Here is a 17,250-nt window from a genome sequence, read left to right as displayed (position 1 = left end):
TACAAAAAATGAGTTTGAAACGATCCAAAGCCACAGGTCAGGATAGGTTTCCCCGGGGCTTCTAGTCCCTGGGTCACGGCATGGGCTCGTGCTTCAAAGACTGCGAGCACCCCGCCACCCGGAGGCCCAAGTGCCCGCACCTCGACAAGATCAGGTACCGCAACGACGGCGGACTGCGGCAGCCGTCCTTGGGTGATTTGCGAAGCCCGAGGGGGGAGCGGGGCGTGCTGCCCGCTCCCCCCTCGCTCTGTCATGCCTGGTAGGCCACCAGCGCCATCATCCCCGCCTCTCCGTGGTACGCGTTGTGGCAGTGCAGCAGCCATTGCCCCGGGTTGTCTGCGTCGAAGTAGACGGACACCGTTTTCTTCGGCAGCACGATCGTGGTGTCCTTGCGCGGGCCGCTCGTACCGAGCTGATAGGTGTGGCCGTGCAGGTGCAGGGGATGCCACATGCTGGTCTTGTTGACGAAGTCCAGCCGGACCCGCTGTCCCTGCTCGACGAGAAGGGGATTCTCGGCCGGGTTGTTCATGTCGAATTGCGTGCCATTGATGCCCCAGTTGTACTTGTCCATGCCGCCGGTCAGTTCGATGCGGTGCACTCGGTCCGTCTTCTTCGTCGCCAGCCGGACGTCCTCCGCCGGCTTCAGCTGGGAGGCAGTCATGATCATGCCGCTCAGCTCCACCGGACGAACGGTCGGTGCCGGTGTACTCCCGGAGCCGGTGCGCACCAGCGCCATGCCATTGGCGTTCTTGCCCTCGGCCAGCGCGACCAACGGGAACACGCCGTCGGCGAGGGTTACCAGAACGTCGTACCGTTCCCCCATACCGACCAGCAGGGCATCGGCCTGCTGGAGCTGGACCGGGTAACCGTCGGTGTGGGTGACAGTCATCTTGTGACCGCCGAGCGCCACCCGGTACGCGGTGTCGCCGCCTGCGTTGATGATGCGCAGCCGGACGCGTGTACCGGGCTTGCTGGTGTAGCTGTCCGGGTCGGTCGGGACACGGCCGTTGACCAGGTGGTACGGGTACTTGACGTCGCCGGCGTCGCCGCCGAGCAGTTCGCTGTGGGCGCCCATGAGCATGAACTTCATCGAACTGCTGCCAGAGGCGGAGGCGGACGGAGAGGCGCTCATCCCGTCCATACTCCCGCCGCTCATGTCCATCCCGCTCATGTCCCCCATGTCGTCCGAGGACGAACCGCTCGTGCCGGCGCTGGAGTTGGCCGTGTCCATGCCACCCATGCCCTGCGTGAGCTCGGCGAAGACCGCGTCGGGGGTACCGGTGACGCCGTCGACCCAGTCGTCGAGTACAACCACCCACTCATCGTCGTACGACAGCGGCTCCTTCGGATCCTCCACGATCAGTGGGGCATACAGGCCGCGGTCGAGCTGGACGCCGACGTGCGGGTGGAAGAAGTAGGTGCCGGGAGTGTCGGTGGTGAAACGGTAGGTGAAGTTGCTGCCGGCCCGTACCGCGGCCTGGGTGACCGGGGGTACGCCGTCCATGTCGTCGCGCAGGGCGATGCCGTGCCAGTGGATGGATGTCGTGGTCTTGTTGGGCAGTTGGTTGGAGAGTTCAGCAGCCAGGGTGTCGCCGGCCGAGAGGCGGACCTCCTTGCCCGGGGCCTGCCCGCTGAAGGCCCAGGTCTTGGCCATGACCCCACCCCCGAGGTCGAGCATGGTGGCCGCGGCGGTCAGCGTCACAATCTGTGTCCGGCCGGTGTTTGTGCGCCTCTTCTCGGCTGCGGCGACGGCCGAGCCGGAGGGGTTGACCAGAGCGGGCGTCCCGCTGGGACCGCTGCTGCAGGCAGCGAGCGCGCCTGCGCCCGCGATGCCAAGTCCGGCGAGCAGGACGGAGCGGCGGTTGATGCTGTTCATGGGTGTCCTCGATCTCATGTGCGCATACGGGTCCAGGCGTCACGTAACGGCTCCTCGGCGTGACAACGAACGCGAGGAAACCGCTGGTCACGGCCTAAATGCGCAGCTGCGAGAGAGCGGACAGATCCGGGGGCGCCCGGTCTGCTGTCCCGGCAGTGTTGTTCCCTGCGGCAACGGCTCCGTGCACGACGAGACCCAGTGACGTCATGGTCTGTGCCGGTACCGGGAGCTTCACCGTCTCGAAGCTTCCGGTCGAGCAGTGCTGCATGGTCATACCGGAACAGGGCGTGCCATCGGCACTGATCATCGTGTGGGCGGAGGCCGTCGTCCGCGACATGTCCTGCACGGCGGTGATTCCATGCGCGGGCATGGCGGCCGCAGACGCCGCACGGTGGTCCGACATCACCGTGCCGGACGTCATGAGATGTACGGCGGCCGAAGAGGCCGAACCCATCGCGGCGGCGGCCGTCTCGTGGTGAATCAGCACAGCGAGTGCCGCGAGCAGAGCGATGACGACAGCACGCGCCCAGCGGACGGCGCCGTGCAACGCACGGGCCCACGGAGCCCAGGCTCCCCGTGCTGTCATCCGCTTCCCTCCGAGCTCCGGTGAGACCGCCGTTGCCGAATATACCCCAAGGGGGTAACCATCACATGCGGACAGCACGCAGTCGGTCCCTGAGCCCAGCTGCTGAGGACATCAGTGGCTTCCAGGTCCCCGGCGTCGGATGACGCCGGGGACCCCAGCGCGCGGGTCGGTCAGGTGCAGCAGTCGCAGCCCGGACGGCAGCCGCACGCGTCCGTCTCGGAGCTGACGGACGGGACCACCGCGGGGGTGGGTGCGCAGCAGCCCTTGCTCTGCCAGGCGTCGCGTCCTTCCTTCACGGCGATCGCGGCGATGACGAGGGCGGCGATGGGGTCGGCCCAGGACCAGCCGAGGGTGGCATTGAGGACTAGCTAGGCCGAGCAGAAGCACGGCGGACAGGTACGTGCACAGGAGCGTCTGCTTGGAGTCGGCGACCGCGGAGGCGGAGCCGAGTTCGCGCCCTGCCTTGCGCTGGGCGGCGGACAGGAACGTCATGATCGCCAGTGACAGGGCCGCGATGACGATGCCGGGGACCGACCGCTCGGCCTCCCCGGTACCGGTGAGCGTGCGGACGGCGTGGACGCCGACGTAGGCGGCGAGCGCGAAGAACGACACCGCGATGATCCGCAGGGTGCGCTGCTCGCGCGCCTCGCGTACGGCGTGATCGCGGGCGGAGAACTGCCAGGCGACCGCGGCGGCGGAAGAGACCTCGATGACGGAGTCGAGTCCGAAGCCGATCAGCGCGGTGGAGGAGGCCAGGGTGCCGGCGGTGATGGCGACCATCGCCTCGATGACGTTGTAGGTGATCGTGGCCGCGACCAGCAGGCGTATCCGGTATCCGGCGGGTGAGCGCGTCACGGCGGGCCGGGGAAGGCCCGAGGGACAGCAATATGTCGGCAGTCATGGTCAGCAGCAGCCCTTCGTCTCGGCGTCAGGGCAGGTGCGGTCGGTCTCGACGGCCACCACGGCGGCGCGTAGGTCGTCAAGGGCGTGGCGGAGGCGTTCGTCGGCGAGTTCGTAGCGGCTGCGGCGGCCGTCGGGGACAGCTCACTGAACCGCGTCTGGAGCGGGTGGTGGGTGAGCAGCAGGAAGGGGATGCCGATGCCCACGGCGTAGAGGAAGGACAGGAAGGCGCCCCGGCCGGCGGGGCCGGTGTTCATGGAAAGGGAGACCACGGCGGCCAGGGTCGGGCCGGTACAGGGGGTCCAGCCCGCCGCACTCCGGTCGCCGATCGGCCACCGGCTGCGGGCACGGAAATCGGCGCCCTGCGAGACGAGGTGCGCCGCCTGAGCCGCGAGGTGAAGACCCATACAGGTCGCGCCAAGCCGATCCCTTAAGGTCCGCGTGTCCGCGCGCGACGTGTCCGGGACGACCCTGGCGAGGAAGCACCCGGACATCGCCCAGTGGAGTGGTGACGTGACTGTCATCAACGTGCAGGGATCGTATGCGCGCCCTGCACAGGAAGCCCCGCAGCTGGCCCCCTCGCGAAGGGCACCGCCGCCTTGGGACGTGCACTTCCTCGGTGTCGACATTCGCGAGAGCAAGGACGCGGCCCGCGGCTTCGAGCGGGACTATGGAATCGGCTGTCCGAGCCTGTACGAACCGGATGGCCGCACCATTCCCGACTTCAGGAGGACCGCGACAGGAAGTGGCCGCCTACTCCGTCGGGGGCCCCTGACCCACCGGGAGTTCCGCCCCCATCGTCCAGGGCATCGCAGCAGAGCACCAGCCGTAAGGAGGACATGTGACCACCACCGGCCGCAAGGAACTGCAACACCCGCGCTTCGCCCGCCAGTATCTGAAGATCGCCGCCGAGTCCGACCGGCGCGGCGGCGCCCAGCACCGCAACCGGCTGCTCACCGCACTGACCGGGCGGGTACTGGAGGTCGGTGCCGGGCAGGGCCGCAACTTCGGGCATTACCCGGACACCGTGACCGAGGTGGTCGCCGTCGAACCCGACGACACCCTGCGCGCCATCGCCGGGCAGGCCGCCGCCGCAGCACCGCTGAACATCACGGTGGTTGCCGGTGAGGCAGCCGACCTGCCGGGCGAGGACGGCGAGTTCGACGCCGTCGTGGCCTCGCTGGTGCTCTGCTCGTTTGCCGACGTGCCCGGTGCGCTGGCGGAGATCGCCCGCGTCCTGCGGCCCGGCGGCGAACTGCGCTTCTACGAGCACGTGCGCTCCCCTCACCGGTGGGCGGGCCGGCTGGAGGATGCGATCACCCCGCTGTGGAGCAGGGCCGCAGGCGGCTGCCACCCCAACCGGGACACCGAAACCGCCATCCGGGCCGCCGGATTCACTGTCACCGGCATCGACCGGTTCGGCTTCTCCTTCTCGCCGCTCGTGCCGAACACGCTGCACATCGTGGGGAGCGCCGTACGGCCTTGACGGCCGGGCGCTGATTCCCGGCCGCCGTAACCGTCACGCCGTGGCGCCGCGCTCCTTGAGCATGTCCGCCATCAGCTTCATCTCCGCCTCCTGGCTTTCCACCATGCCCTGGGCCAGCCGCCGTACCTGCTCGGTCTTCGCCATACCCGCAGCGGCCTGGGACATCGCGATACCGCCCTTGTGGTGCGCGGTGAGCAGCCGCAGGTAGCGGATCTCCGCCTGTCTACCGCCGGCCGTGCGCAGCTGGTCCATCTGGGTGTTGGTGGCCATGCCGGGCATGAGCGAGCCGTCGTGCGGCTTGTAGCCCATGCCCTCCATCCCGGGCATGTCGTGCTGCATCCAGGACATGGGCGACTGCTGTGAGGACTTCGGCAGGTCCCACGCGTCCAGCCGGCCCAGCAGCATGCCGCGCTGGTTGGCCTGGGTGTTGATGACGTCGTACGCCAGACGGCGCACGTCCTCATCGCTGGTACGGTCGCGCACGATGAACGACAGCTCCACGGCCTGCTGATGGTGGATCGCCATGTCCCGTGCGAATCCGGCGTCGGCCGAGTCCTGGGCCGGCGTGGCGGAAGCGGTGCTGCTTCTCGGCCACAGCAGTGCAGCGGCCACAGCCACGGCGGCCGGCACCGCTGCGAGAGCCACGCCGATCAGCAACCGTGACAGCCGCTTCGCCTCCCGGCCGCGCACCGGTGACGCGTCCGCGGCCGTGCCGTGGACCCGGTCCTCGTCCGGGGCCGTCTCACCGGTGCTCACGAGGACTTCCCACCCGTGCAGGCCGCGCCGGGCTCGGGGGTCTGCTTGCCCTGGACGTACTTGTCGAAGAACTCGTTCACCCGCGAGTCGGACGCCGTCGTCACGTTCAGCTGGTGGCCCCAGGCCGACAGCGTGATCGGAGAGGACTCGCCGGGGTACGGGCTCATCAGCGTGTACGGGGTCTTTTGCACCTTGGCCGTGAGCGCCTTGACGTCCGCAGCGGTGGCCTTGCTGTTGTAGGTGACCCAGACCGCGCCGTGCTCCAGGGAGTGCACGGCGTTCTCGTTCTGCAGCGGCTGGGTGTAGACGTTGCCGTTGCAGTCCTGCCAGACGGCTGCGTGGTTGCCGCCCACGGGCGGGGTCATCGGGTAGTCGACCTTCGTGGTGACGTGGTTGCGGCTCAGGTTCGACCACGTCTTCTCGCCGGCGATCGGCGCGGCCTTGGCCTGCTCCTTCTGGTCGGCGCGGTCGACGAGGTACCAGCCGCCGCCGACCAGCCCGGCCAGGATCGCGGTGGACGCCACGATCGTGATGGCCCGGTTGCGGCGCTCGCGGGCCCGTTCGGCGCGGCGTTGTTCCTCTATTCGGGCGCGGCGGGCCTCGGCCTTGGCCTTGCCGCTCTGCTTGCCCTTGCCTGCGTTGGATTTGTTGGAACTGGCGGAAGCCATGATGAAGTCCTTCGGGTACAGCGGAAGTGGACGGATGCCGGTGAATCAGGGGGAAGGGCATCCGCTCTAGGTCCGCAGCACCTGCAGGACATGCAGGTCGGGCGCACGCGGGGCCGCCTCATACCGGGCGGTGACCGTGAGGGCGAGGACGGGCCGGAATTCCACCTGGACGGGCACGCCCAGTGGGTGCGGCTGCGGCCCGGGCCCGGTGGTCGGGGTGTCCACCGCCGGCTTCGCACCGCACTGCTCGTGGCCGGGAGACAGGCACGCGTGCTCACGCACGTGGCCGACGGGACTGTCGTGGGTGACGGAGACGACGGCCACGGGCTCGGCCTGGATCGCGTGCCCGTGGGAGCACAGGCAGGCCACGCCGAGCAGCGTGGCCAGGGCCACCAGCAGGCCCAGCACCACGCCTCCACTCCGCCGCCGCACGCTCATCGTCAGCCGGCCCCTCCCGGCTCCGGGCAGGTGGCCCGGAACCGCGCGTCCCAGCGACGGACGACACCGACCCGAACGAGATGCGCGAGCGCGCCGAACCAGATCGCGGCCGCGACCAGGTGCACCGTCGTCAGCACCGGACCCCGCAGGGCGGAGGCACTGGCCGGATGGGCCCGCAGCCCCTCGCACACCACGGCTGCCACCGGCCCGGTCCAGGCCACCGGACGCCACCCACGGAACAGCGCCACGGCGGCCGGCAACCATCCGGCCGTCTCGACCACGGCGAGCATTCCGGCCCGCCCACCCAACAGCGCCGATCCGGACGGTGAGGACAGGCCCTCGACCAGGCTCCCGCCACCAGCGATCAGCACCATGAGCCCGAGCGAAGCCACCAGCCCGCCGACCGCACCCGCTCGCAGCCAGGGCCGAGGGGAACGGATCCGGCGCCGGGCTACCGGCCACCGACCCACCAGTCCGCCCAGTGTCACAGCGGGTTTCGCCGAGGCTTCAGCAGTGTGTTGGGCAGCGTCGGCGCAGACAGCCGGTCCCCGTCGTAGCCATGTACCACGCCGAATCTGTCACCGTGCTCCCAGTCCTCACGCGCCTGCCTGATGTCCTCGTCCGTGCGGCCGACGAAGTTCCACCACATGACGATCTCCTCGCCGAACGGCGGACCGCCGAGCAGTATCAGCCGGGCGGCCTCGCGCGCCCCGTTCGTCACGGTCAGCGTCGTGCGTCCCGGCGTGACGTAGGCGAGTTCGGCGGGCCGCACGGCGGTCCCGTCGACGTGGACATCGCCCGCGTCGACGAGGATCCCGTGCTCGAAGCCGGGGTCGAGGTCGAGGAGCACCGAGGCGCCCGCGGCCAGGGTCAGCTCGGCACCCAGCAGCGGGGTGAAGGTGCGAACGGGGGACGTGACGCCGGCGAGCGAGCCGAGGAAGACACGCAGTTCGGCGCCGTCCAGGGGCACGGGGTCCGGGACGTGGTGCTGGAAGTCCCGTGCGGCGTCCCGGTGTTCGTCGGGCAGCGCCACCCACAGCTGTACCCCGTGCAGGGTCGTGGTGCCGGGCGTCGACACCTCGGAGTGGCTGATCCCGGATCCGCCCGTCATGAGGTTCAGCTCGCCCGGCCTGACGAAGGCGTGGCTGCCGAGACTGTCGCGGTGCTCGATCTCCCCGTTGAACAGCCAGCTCACCGTCTGCAGGCCGGTGTGCGGGTGGGGGGCGACGTCCATCCCGCCCGTCGCGGTGACGTCGTCGGGGCCGTAGTGGTCGGCGAAGCACCATGCCCCGATGAGCGTGCGGCCCCGCTGCGGGAGCGTGCGCCGTACCGTCATCGCCCGCGGGCCGCCGAGCGGTACGTCCCGCGCGCCGAGGATCTCGACACCCGCGCCGGACCCGTCACCCCCACGAAGGGTAGTTCCGCTTTCAACAGTCATAGGGCGATGATAGGACGGACAACGATCGATCAGACAAGGGACCGCACGAGACGCGCCAGAAGCGGTCCGGAATGAGGGAGTACCGGTGACAGAGACGGCAGCGGCGGCCACCGACCGGCGGGTCTACGTGGACAAGCAGAGCCCCGGCGCGTACCGCGCGCTGACCGCGACGGCCGAAGCGGTGCGGGACGCGGCGGCCGAAGCGGGCCTCGAACGCACCCTCGTCGAACTGCTCAACATCCGGGTGTCCCAGCTCAACGCCTGCGCCTACTGCCTCAGCCTGCACACCAGGGCCGCCCTGCGGGCCGGTGAGACCACCCAGCGGCTCGGCGTACTGCCCGCCTGGCGGGACACCGAGCTGTTCTCACCCCGGGAGCGCGCGGCGCTCGCCCTCGCGGAGGCCACCACGCACCCCGCGGACGACGCCGCCCAGACCGCCGCCTACGCGCAGGCGCGGGCCGTGCTGTCGGACGCCGAGACATCCGCGGTGATCTGGGTGGCGATCTCCATCAACGCCTTCAACCGGGTCTCGGTCATGAGCAAGCACCCGGTGCGCGCCGCGGTCCCGCACGGCACCGCCCCCCTGACCGGCGGGTGACCGGAGATCAGCCCCGCTGGTCACCAGGTGCCCCTGGGCTCGTCGCGTTTCGACGGATGACCCATCCACTGGGGACGGTGGGCGCGGTCTCCGGCAGAACCGGCGGTGTCGGCGTGCATGTCCTTGCCCGGCGGACCGCCGGCGGCTGCCACTGGCTGCGCATGGACTCCGCCGCGGCGCCCCGCCCGATACCGCCGACGTGAACCAGGCCGTGGCCACCGCCGCCCTGCACGGAATCCATCCGGCGAAGGCGGGGTGACCACGGCCCTTCCGGGGCGGTCGCTCAGCCCTTCAGCGCGGCAAGGACCACCGCTTTGGCCTCCTCCTGGACCTGGTGGAGGTGGTCTGGGCCGCGGAAGGACTCGGCGTAGACCTTGTAGACGTCCTCGGTGCCCGAGGGCCGGGCCGCGAACCAGGCGTGCTCGGTGGTCACCTTGATGCCGCCGATGGCGGCGCCGTTGCCCGGGGCTTCGGTGAGGACGGCGGTCACGGGTTCCCCGGCCAGGGTCTCGGCGGTGACCTGCGCCGGGGAGAGCTTCGCCAGGAGGGCCTTCTCCTCGCGGGAGGCGGGCGCGTCGACACGGGCGTACGCGGGCTCACCGAAGCGGGCGGTGAGCCGGGTGTAGTGCTCGGAGGGCGTGTGACCGGTGACGGCCGTGATCTCGGAGGCGAGGAGGGCCAGGAGGACGCCGTCCTTGTCCGTCGTCCACACCGATCCGTCCCGGCGCAGGAACGACGCGCCTGCCGACTCCTCGCCGCCGAAGCCGAGCGTCCCGTCCGAGAGCCCGTCCACGAACCACTTGAACCCGACCGGAACCTCGACCAGCCGACGGCCGAGGTCGGCGGCGACCCGGTCGATCATCGAGGACGACACCAGGGTCTTGCCGATCCCCGTGCCCACGGGCCACTGCGGGCGGTGGCCGTAAAGGTAGGAGATGGCGACGGCGAGATAGTGGTTGGGGTTCATCAGACCCGCGTCCGGTGTGACGATGCCGTGCCGGTCCGCGTCGGCGTCGTTGCCGGTGGCGATGTCGAAGCGGTCCCGCTGTGCGATGAGCGAGGCCATCGCGTACGGCGACGAGCAGTCCATCCGGATCTGGCCGTCCCAGTCCAGCGTCATGAACCGCCAGGTGGGATCGGTGTACGGATTGACCACCGTCAGATCGAGCCGGTGCTCCTCGGCGATCCGGCCCCAGTAGGCGACCGACGCCCCGCCCAGCGGGTCGGCGCCGATACGCACACCGGCCGCCCGGATCGCGTCCAGGTCCAGCACGCTCGGCAGGTCGGCGACGTAGCGGCCGAGGAAGTCGTGGCGCCCGGTGGTGTCCGCGGCGAGCGCTCGGGCGTAGGGGATCCGCCGTACGTCCTTCAGGCCGCCCGCGATGATCTGGTTGGCGCGGTCCTGGATCCAGGCCGTCGCGTCGGAGGCGGCGGGGCCGCCGCTGGGCGGGTTGTACTTGAAGCCGCCGTCGGCGGGCGGGTTGTGCGAGGGAGTGACCACCACTCCGTCGGCGAGGCCCGAGGAGCGGTCCCGGTTGTGGGTGAGGATCGCGTGCGAGACGGCCGGTGTAGGGGTGTAGCCGTCCGCCTCGTCGATCAGCACGCGCACGCCGCCTGCCGCGAACACCTCCAGCGCGGTGACCTTCGCGGGCTCCGACAGCGCGTGGGTGTCAGCGCCGAGGAACAGGGGACCGGTCACGCCCTGGCTGTCGCGGTACTCGCAGATCGCCTGGCTGGTGGCGGCGATGTGGTCCTCGTTGAACGCGGTCGCCAGGGACGACCCGCGGTGTCCCGAGGTGCCGAACGCCACCCGCTGGGCCGGCTCGGCAGGGTCGGGGTGCAGCGCGTAGTACGCCGTGACCAGCCGGGCCACATCCACCAGGTCCTCGGGCCGGGCCGGCGTGCCCGCTCGCTCGTGCGGCATGGGTCCGTTCCTCCGCGTCGTTGATCCATCGCTCGGCGTCCCATTCTTTCCTCCCCGCGGCCCCGGTTCGCGAGCGGCCCCCCGTCCGGGGCGCGGCGCCGGAGGGGGTTCAGTCCGCGGACCGTCCCGACAGCGCCGCGCCGAAGTGCGTGTCGGGGCGGGCCGGACGCTCGCCGTCCACGGTGATGTCGACGGCCTCGTTGTAGAAGGCGAGCAGGCCCTTGACCGCCGCGACCGCCGCAAGGGGCTCGGGATAGCTCCAGACGATGTCCGCCGGGACGTCGGCCCCGCCCCGCCAGGACCAGTACTCGGCGGTGCCCTTGTACGGGCACGCCGTGCTGTGGCTGGTGGGGCGGAGCAGGTCGAGGCGGACGTCCTCGCGGGGGAGGTAGTAGCGGGTCGGCAGGCCCGTCTCGAAGAGCAGGACCGGGTGCCGGGTGTCGGCCACGACCGTGCCGTCGATCTCGACCAGGACGTGCCTGCTGCTGGGCAGGGCGTCCACCCGTTTGTACGGGTCCCGGGGGTGGACGAAGATCTCTTCCTCCTCCTCGTACCAGTGGTCCAGGCCCCGGCCGGTGCGCGCGGACCACTCGAAGGCGAGGTGGCCGGCCAGGTCGGCGGCCGGGAAGGTCCAGGCCGCGTTCTCCAGCCACTCGCCGTCGACGCGGAGGTCGTAGAAGATCCGCGAACCGGTGTGGGTGCCGGTGCGGGGGTGCTGGGCCGGGCGCAGCAGATCCTCGCGGACCTCCTCGCGCGGGAAGGCGTACAGCGGCACGGGCACGCCGGGCTCCCACACGAGCACGGGGTGCCGGCTGTCGACGACGGTGACGCCCTTCGTACGGCCCCGCACCCAGCGTCCGCTGGGCTCCCAGCCCAGGCCCTCGGGCGTGACACGGACCGGTGCAGCGGTGCGGAGTGTGCTCATGTCCCGTTCCCTTCGGATTCCCTGCGGCTCGCCTGTGGATCGCCTGTGGATTCCCCTCGGACGGTCCCGGCAGCCGACTCCGGCAGCGTACGACGGCTCGCGCACCACGGCCGGGCGAGGCGCCGATGCACGGGCACGGCAGCGGCGGGGCCCACGCGGATGCCTCGGACCGCGACCGGGCCGCGGGCGAGGCACGGCAGAGCCGTCAGCGGTCCCGGGCCGGCAGTCCCGCGAGGCCGGTGTCCACCATGACGCGGTCGACGGTCGCGACCAGGGTGCTGTCGCCGCCGACGACCGTCTCGACGCCGCCGGGCAGGAGGTCCGACGGCCGGTACCACTCGCGCAGCCGGTCCGCGTCGACCTCGTCGGCGATCGGTTTGCCGGCGTGCCGGGCGAGGGTCTCCTCGAACGGCACGTCGAGGTAATAGCCGTGGGTCCGGCCACGGTGGTCGGCGCGCAGCCGGGCGAGCATGTCGCCGTAGTGGTCGGCGTAGAGGATGCCCTCCACCACCACGTGGTACCCGGCGTCCAGGGCATAGCGGGCCGTCAGGTCGATCAGGCCGATGTTCGCCGCGCCGGGCCGGTCGTGTTCGCGCAGGACGACGCGGCGCAGGTTGTCCTGGCCGACCAGGGCCAGGCCGCGGCCGAACCGCTCCCGCAGACCCGCCGCGACCGACGACTTGCCGGAGGCGCTGTTGCCGCGCAGCACGATCAGCCGGGTCTCCGCAGTGCCCACCTTCACGGCCGTCAGGCTACCCGGCTCCGGCCCCTGCGCCGACTGCCCGCACGGGTGTCAGCCGTCCTCGCCGTCAGCACGCCGCACGGCGACCAGCGCGCTCAGATCGGCCGCGAGCGGCAGTTCGACGGTGCGCAGCGCCGGATGGGCCAGCCAGTGCAGCCGTGCGGTGTCGGGCCGGCCGCCGTGGGTGGGCGGCCACGACCGGGAAGGGGTGAAGTCGTCGACGACCAGCACCCCGCCGGGCGCCAGCAGCAGCCGTGGGTCGGCGGCGCCGTCCGCCTTCGCCTGGCCGCCGCCGTCGAGCACCAGGAGATCGTAGGGACCGTGCTCGTACACCGCGGTCCAGTCCGCGCACAGCACCCGCACCCGGGGCAGACCGGCGAACACCTCGGCGGCCACCCGCGCCCGCACCGGGTCCCGTTCGACGCTGACCAACTCCACGTCCGGTCCGGCGCCTTCGGCAAGCCAGGCGAGGCCCACCCCGCACCCGGTCCCGGTCTCCGCGATCCGCCCGCGGGCTCCGGCCGCCAGCACCTGGAGCAACCGTCCCTGTTCGGGCCGGCAGGAAAACCCGAAGCCGTGCGCACGGGCGGCCCGCAGGGCCCGTTCGACGAGACCCGGCAGTGGTCCGCGGCAGGCGCGGTAGGCGGCGGTGCCCTCCATCGACATGGCTCCAGTCTCCCCGGTCCGGGAACCGGCTCCCGGCCCAGCCGCGCAACTCCGAGATTTTCGTACATGCGTACGCGATGCTCACTCGTTGGTGAGTTCGGCCGCCCGCGACCGGCCGGACGGGGCGACGCTGGACGGGGGCGGCGCACGACCGGCGCCGGCCCGGTGGCCTTCGGGCGGGGAGGGACATGACGCGCGAGTCTGGGCAGGGCGGGGCACTGGACCGGCAGGCGGTGCTGCTGGCTGCGGGACTGGCCGATCTGGCGGTGAGCACGCTGGGTTCGGCCGTGGGGACGGTGCGCGGGCTGCTGCGCCGCTCGGACGCGGCGGAACTGGCGTCGGACGCGGAACGGGATCTGGCGGCACGCGGCCGGCTGGCCCTCGACCGGTACGCGGTCGTCCCGCCGGCCCACCTGGAGGTGCTGGCCCGGCACGTCGTGGCCCGACAGGCCCGTAATGGCGGGTGACCGCTACGAGCCGGCCGCGTTCAAGGCCCGGGTCGACGAGGTGCTCACGCGGTTCGTGGCACAGGAAACGGACCAGCTGCTGGCCATCGACGCCGACCTGGGCCCGGTCGCCGAGCAGGTGGAGGCCGCGGTCGCGGACGGCAAACGGCTGCGGTCGGCCTTCTGCTACTGGGGATGGCGGGCCGTCGGCCAGCCCGACAGCGAGGCGCTGCTGCGGGCCGCGGCCTCCATGGAACTCGTGCACGCGGCGGCCGTGGTGCACGACGACCTCATCGACGACAGTCCGCTGCGGCACGGCCGGCCGACCGTCCATGTGGCCCTGCGGGAGGCGCTGCGCAGACGGCCGCGGGCGGCAAGCGCGGCCCGCTCGCTGGCGATGCTGGTGGGCGACCTGCTGATGTCGCTGGCCGGGCAGTTGTTCGCGGCCAGCGGGCTGCCCGCCGCCTATCTGGCGCGGGCCCGCCCCTTGTGGGCGGCGCTGGCTCGTGACCTGGTCGCCGGTGAGTGCCTGGAGATCCTGCGCACCGGGTCCGCGCCGGACACGTCGGCCTCGCTGAAGGTGATCCGGTACAAGACGGCCAAGTACACCGTGGAGCAGCCGCTGCTGATCGGCGGTGCGCTGGCCGGCGCCTCGCGCCGACTGCGCGAGGACTACTCGGCGTACGGGGTGCCGCTGGGCGAGGCGTTCCAGTTGCGGGACGACCTGCTCGGCCTGTTCGGCGATCCCGCCCGTACCGGCAAGGCCAGCGCGGACGACCTGCGGGCGAGCCGGCCGACCGCGGTACTGGCCGAGGCGTGGCGGCTCGCGGACGAGGCCGAGCGCGCGCAGTTGCGTTCCGCGCTGGGCCGGCGCGGCCCGGACGCGGACCGGCTGCGGTCGGTGCGCGAGGTGATGGACCGGCTGAAGGCGCCCGACCGCGTCGAGAGCATGATCGGTGCCCGGGTCGAGGAGGCCGTCCGCGCCGTGCACGACATGGACGTCCCGGACCACGCCGCCGACGCCTTGACCGTCCTGGCGCACACCGCGACAGTACGCCGGCACTGACCGCCCGCCCCAGGCGGCCCGCCCGTTCCCCGGTTGCCGGAACCGGTCCGTGCGGGACCGGTTCCCCCAGGGCCGATTCCTCCAGCACCCATTCCTCCAGCACCGATTCGCCCAGGACCGGTACGTCCAGGACCAGTACGTCCAGGACCAGTACGTCCAGGACCAGTACGTCCCGGTGAGACAAGGAGTTCTGCGATGACCTACACCGAGGCGTCGATGCACGCGCTGCGGCACCGCGGCGACGAACTCGCCGACGCCACCGTGGCCGCACTCTTCGAGCGCGGGGAGGTCGGAAAGTTCAACACCCTGATGCGGTACGTCTCCACGGCCGGTGCCCCGCTGCCCGACGGGCTGCCCGAGGCGGCCCGCGAGTACCTGGCGGCGACGAGCGCCCCGCCGGACTGGGTGGACTGGGCGGAGATGGAGAAGGCACGGCTGTTCTTCATCGACAACAACGTCCACATCTCCACCGCGCTGTCCTTCGCCGCCATGCCCGCCTGCTACGTCGTCCCCCGGGTGGCCCGGCTGCTGTCGGCGACCCATTCACTGCGCTACCCGTCCAAACGGATGGCGGAGACCGGGCAGTTCACGGTCTACCTCATGCAGCCCGACGCGTTCGAGGCCGGCAGCCGGTTCATCCCGGCGGCCCAGAAGGTCCGCCTGCTGCACGCGTCCATCCGCCACCACCTGAAGCGCGAGAACCGCTGGGACGTCGCGGAGTGGGGGACGCCGATCTGCCAGGAGGACATGATCGGCGGGCAGATGTTCTTCTCCCTGGTGGTCCTGGACAGCCTGCACCGGCTGGGCATCCACATGAGCACGGAGGGCGCGGAGGCGTACTTCTATGCCTGGCGTGTGGTCGGCGCGATCCTCGGCGTCGACCAGGACGCCGTGCCGAAGAACCTGGCCGAGGCCCGCGCGTTCCTGGACCTGTACATGGTCACCCACATGGGGCCGTCCGAGGAAGGCGCCGAGCTGACCCGGCAGTTGATCGACCTGTACGAGGAGGTCGTGCCCGGCACCTTCTTCGACCCGATCGTCTCCGCCCTGATCCGCCACCTCGTCGGCGACACCTGCGCCGACTGGCTGGACGTGCCGCGCACCCCCTGGGACACGGTCGTCAAGGCGGTCCCCCACCTGCTCGGCGTCCTGGAGGCCATCGAGGACCGCTCCCCGCTCGGCGCGTGGGCCCTGGACCGGCTCGGCCATCTCACCACCGTCTTCGAGCTGTCGTCCCTCACCCGCGGTCGCGTCATGCACTACGCCGTCCCGGAACAGCTGAAGAAGCACTACGGCGTCTCCACCAGCCCGCCCCGCAGCCGGCGCTGGACCCCGCCGGCCCCCACGCTGCGCTGAACCCGACCCCGGTCCCGGCCCGGGGCGCGCGGGCAGGAAGGGAGCACCCGCCGGCGGATCACGAAGCGGAAGGACGCCCGGGGCCCGCGCTGCGGGACGTGCGCAGTGCGCCGACCGTCTTCAGCAGCCGGTCGGCCGGAGCGCGCAGCCCAGGATGGGCGAGGACGGTGTTCCGCAGGCCGCGCACCGGCCGGCGCCACAGCCGGTGGACCGCCGCCACCGGGTGCGGGCGGGTGACGAACCCCTCCCCCACCCGCAGTTCGCGGGTCTTGAGCCAGTCCTTGTACTCCTTGTCCCCGCGCCCCAGGTCCACGAGCGTCACCCCGTGCCGGCCCGCTGCCTCGGTGGTGCGCAGATGCATCATCAGGCCCGGCGAGTAGTAGTGGAGGTCGGGGTCGTAGGCGGTGAACCAGGCCGCCAGCACCGTGCTCGACCGCGGTCCGAAGTGCGCCGCCACCGGCCGGTCGCCGGCGTAGAGCGCGGACAGCACCCCGGTGAAGTGCTCCTCACGGACCTGGAACAGGTGCTCCGTCAGGTCGACGATCCACGGCCGCGCGAACCGGTCCATGCGTCCCGTCCTGCGGTACTGGGCGGACTTCCAGCGCATGAGCAGCCGCAGCATCCGGGGGTCGCGCTCGTCGAAGACGAACCGCACCTCGCCCACGTCGCGACCGATGCGGCGTTCCTTCTTCAGCGTCGTCCTGGCCAGCGACGGGTAGGCGCCGCGCAGCCATTCCGGATAGCCGCCGTCACCGGGTTTCACATCGATCACCGGTGAGGCGAACAGCCCCGTGACGTGCGCGGCGAACGGCCGCTGCCCCTCGACGAGGTGGTCGAACTCGAAGAGGGAGAGACCGCAGGCGCGCAGCAGCTCGCGGGTGTCCCACGAGACACCGGGCCGGTGCACGAGCGCCTGGCAGTCGGACAGGCCGAGACCGATCGCCCGGCCGACGCCGAGGGCGGTGCGCTCGTAGGGCAGGAACCCCACGGGCCCGCCGTCCTCGTGCAGCACGGCCACCCGCGCGCCACCGCGGTGCCGGCCGATCCCCAGCGCGAACTCGGGTGCCAGGAAGGGATTGGCGTACTCGGGTGATTCGTCCATCGCCCGGTGCCAGGAGCGCAGCTGGGCGGCGGTCAGCTCCTCGGGTCTGTGGATGGTGATGTCCACCTCAGCTCGACCGCCCTTCCGCGGGCTGCGCGCAGGACGTTCCGGTCTCGTACCGGGCTGACAGGACGTGTGTGCCGTCCGGTTCACTGTTCATGGCTCGCATCGTCGACCTTCCCCCCTGTGACGCGGTGGCCGCGTCCCGCCGCTTCCGTGCGTCTCGGCCGGCGCGCGCCCGTCCCCGGTCGTCGGCCCGTGGCGCCGGTTTCCGCAT

Annotated in this window: 19 protein-coding genes and 3 pseudogenes; 8 read left to right on the top strand and 14 right to left on the bottom strand. The window is 71.4% G+C overall.

The genetic code is table 11. From position 1 onward, the window contains the following. Positions 1-250: 250 nt before the first annotated feature. Positions 251-1,876 carry a multicopper oxidase family protein gene (locus ACFY2B_RS32030; protein ID WP_390766559.1) on the bottom strand — a complete coding sequence of 542 codons (1,626 nt, stop codon included), beginning with the start codon at positions 1,874-1,876 and terminating at the stop codon, positions 251-253. Between the two features lie 287 nt (positions 1,877-2,163). Here ACFY2B_RS32030 and ACFY2B_RS32025 point away from each other — a divergent pair, with 287 nt between their 5' ends. Beyond that, positions 2,164-2,355: a hypothetical protein gene (locus tag ACFY2B_RS32025; RefSeq protein WP_390766558.1), complete on the top strand. Its 192-nt coding sequence runs from the start codon at positions 2,164-2,166 to the stop codon at positions 2,353-2,355. 277 nt (positions 2,356-2,632) lie between these two features. Here ACFY2B_RS32025 and ACFY2B_RS32020 read toward each other — a convergent pair. From ACFY2B_RS32020 to ACFY2B_RS32010, 3 pseudogenes are all read right to left on the bottom strand, one after another. After that, positions 2,633-3,363: pseudogene (locus tag ACFY2B_RS32020) on the bottom strand (cation transporter). Positions 3,364-3,365: 2 nt separating this feature from the next. Next, a pseudogene (locus tag ACFY2B_RS32015) lies at positions 3,366-3,503 on the bottom strand (transcriptional regulator); the annotation flags it as partial. Between the two features lie 44 nt (positions 3,504-3,547). Next, a pseudogene (locus ACFY2B_RS32010) lies at positions 3,548-3,769 on the bottom strand (cytochrome c biogenesis CcdA family protein); the annotation flags it as partial. 434 nt (positions 3,770-4,203) lie between these two features. Here ACFY2B_RS32010 and ACFY2B_RS32005 point away from each other — a divergent pair. Then, the gene (locus ACFY2B_RS32005) at positions 4,204-4,848 is read left to right on the top strand and encodes a class I SAM-dependent methyltransferase (protein WP_390766557.1); all 645 of its coding nucleotides are present in this window, start codon (positions 4,204-4,206) and stop codon (positions 4,846-4,848) included. 33 nt (positions 4,849-4,881) lie between these two features. Here ACFY2B_RS32005 and ACFY2B_RS32000 read toward each other — a convergent pair whose 3' ends face one another. The 5 genes from ACFY2B_RS32000 to ACFY2B_RS31980 form a co-directional block, all read right to left on the bottom strand. Further along, positions 4,882-5,538 (bottom strand): DUF305 domain-containing protein, encoded by a 657-nt coding sequence (locus ACFY2B_RS32000; RefSeq protein WP_390766590.1) that lies wholly within the window; start codon positions 5,536-5,538, stop codon positions 4,882-4,884. A 62-nt stretch (positions 5,539-5,600) separates the two neighbouring features. Beyond that, positions 5,601-6,272, bottom strand: coding sequence for a DUF3105 domain-containing protein (locus ACFY2B_RS31995; protein WP_390766556.1), 672 nt, complete (start codon positions 6,270-6,272; stop codon positions 5,601-5,603). Between the two features lie 66 nt (positions 6,273-6,338). Then, positions 6,339-6,710: a hypothetical protein gene (locus ACFY2B_RS31990; RefSeq protein ID WP_390766555.1), complete on the bottom strand. Its 372-nt coding sequence runs from the start codon at positions 6,708-6,710 to the stop codon at positions 6,339-6,341. Between the two features lie 2 nt (positions 6,711-6,712). After that, the gene (locus ACFY2B_RS31985; RefSeq protein WP_390766554.1) at positions 6,713-7,084 is read right to left on the bottom strand and encodes a hypothetical protein; all 372 of its coding nucleotides are present in this window, start codon (positions 7,082-7,084) and stop codon (positions 6,713-6,715) included. Between the two features lie 110 nt (positions 7,085-7,194). Further along, the gene (locus tag ACFY2B_RS31980) at positions 7,195-8,148 is read right to left on the bottom strand and encodes a pirin family protein (RefSeq protein WP_390766553.1); all 954 of its coding nucleotides are present in this window, start codon (positions 8,146-8,148) and stop codon (positions 7,195-7,197) included. A gap of 85 nt (positions 8,149-8,233) precedes the next feature. On the opposite strand from ACFY2B_RS31980, the gene ACFY2B_RS31975 reads away from it, so the two are divergent. Both ACFY2B_RS31975 and ACFY2B_RS31970 read left to right on the top strand, forming a co-directional pair. Next, entirely contained in the window at positions 8,234-8,746 is a 513-nt protein-coding gene (locus ACFY2B_RS31975) for a carboxymuconolactone decarboxylase family protein (protein ID WP_390766552.1), read from the top strand. Positions 8,747-8,802: 56 nt separating this feature from the next. Continuing rightward, positions 8,803-8,949, top strand: a complete 147-nt coding sequence (locus ACFY2B_RS31970; protein WP_390766551.1) for a hypothetical protein — start codon at positions 8,803-8,805, stop codon at positions 8,947-8,949. Positions 8,950-9,029: 80 nt separating this feature from the next. Here the strand turns inward: ACFY2B_RS31970 and pgm are convergent, their stop codons facing one another. The 4 genes from pgm to ACFY2B_RS31950 all read right to left on the bottom strand — a co-directional run bounded on the left by pgm (position 9,030) and on the right by ACFY2B_RS31950 (position 13,003). Continuing rightward, complete coding sequence (gene pgm / locus ACFY2B_RS31965) at positions 9,030-10,670, bottom strand: phosphoglucomutase (alpha-D-glucose-1,6-bisphosphate-dependent) (protein WP_390766550.1); 1,641 nt, start codon at positions 10,668-10,670, stop codon at positions 9,030-9,032. Positions 10,671-10,779: 109 nt separating this feature from the next. Continuing rightward, complete coding sequence (locus ACFY2B_RS31960; RefSeq protein ID WP_390766549.1) at positions 10,780-11,595, bottom strand: DUF427 domain-containing protein; 816 nt, start codon at positions 11,593-11,595, stop codon at positions 10,780-10,782. A gap of 205 nt (positions 11,596-11,800) precedes the next feature. Further along, complete coding sequence (locus tag ACFY2B_RS31955; RefSeq protein ID WP_390766589.1) at positions 11,801-12,346, bottom strand: kinase; 546 nt, start codon at positions 12,344-12,346, stop codon at positions 11,801-11,803. Positions 12,347-12,388: 42 nt separating this feature from the next. Further along, complete coding sequence (locus ACFY2B_RS31950) at positions 12,389-13,003, bottom strand: O-methyltransferase (RefSeq protein ID WP_390766548.1); 615 nt, start codon at positions 13,001-13,003, stop codon at positions 12,389-12,391. Between the two features lie 188 nt (positions 13,004-13,191). Between ACFY2B_RS31950 and ACFY2B_RS31945 the strand changes: the two genes are divergently transcribed. The 4 genes from ACFY2B_RS31945 to ACFY2B_RS31930 are packed head-to-tail and all read left to right on the top strand — an operon-like array spanning position 13,192 to position 15,871. Then, complete coding sequence (locus ACFY2B_RS31945; RefSeq protein ID WP_390766547.1) at positions 13,192-13,470, top strand: polyprenyl synthetase; 279 nt, start codon at positions 13,192-13,194, stop codon at positions 13,468-13,470. Then, positions 13,460-14,515, top strand: coding sequence for a polyprenyl synthetase family protein (locus ACFY2B_RS31940; RefSeq protein ID WP_390766546.1), 1,056 nt, complete (start codon positions 13,460-13,462; stop codon positions 14,513-14,515). Before ACFY2B_RS31945 ends, ACFY2B_RS31940 begins: the two co-directional genes overlap by 11 nt. A 49-nt stretch (positions 14,516-14,564) precedes the next feature. Beyond that, the gene (locus ACFY2B_RS31935) at positions 14,565-14,714 is read left to right on the top strand and encodes a hypothetical protein (RefSeq protein ID WP_390766545.1); all 150 of its coding nucleotides are present in this window, start codon (positions 14,565-14,567) and stop codon (positions 14,712-14,714) included. Beyond that, entirely contained in the window at positions 14,711-15,871 is a 1,161-nt protein-coding gene (locus ACFY2B_RS31930) for an oxygenase MpaB family protein (RefSeq protein WP_390766544.1), read from the top strand. The genes ACFY2B_RS31935 and ACFY2B_RS31930 overlap by 4 nt, the downstream gene beginning before the upstream one ends. A 58-nt stretch (positions 15,872-15,929) precedes the next feature. On the opposite strand, the gene ACFY2B_RS31925 is transcribed toward ACFY2B_RS31930, so the two are convergent. Continuing rightward, a complete protein-coding gene (locus ACFY2B_RS31925; RefSeq protein ID WP_390766543.1) occupies positions 15,930-17,039 on the bottom strand; it encodes a GNAT family N-acetyltransferase in 1,110 nt (369 codons plus the stop codon). Between the last annotated feature and the right edge of the window lie 211 nt (positions 17,040-17,250).

Origin of the sequence: Streptomyces sp. NPDC001270 (assembly GCF_042896695.1) — a bacterium.
GTDB lineage: Bacteria > Actinomycetota > Actinomycetes > Streptomycetales > Streptomycetaceae > Streptomyces.
Note: the sequence above shows the minus strand (reverse complement) of the source record. Positions and strands in the feature narration are given on the sequence as shown.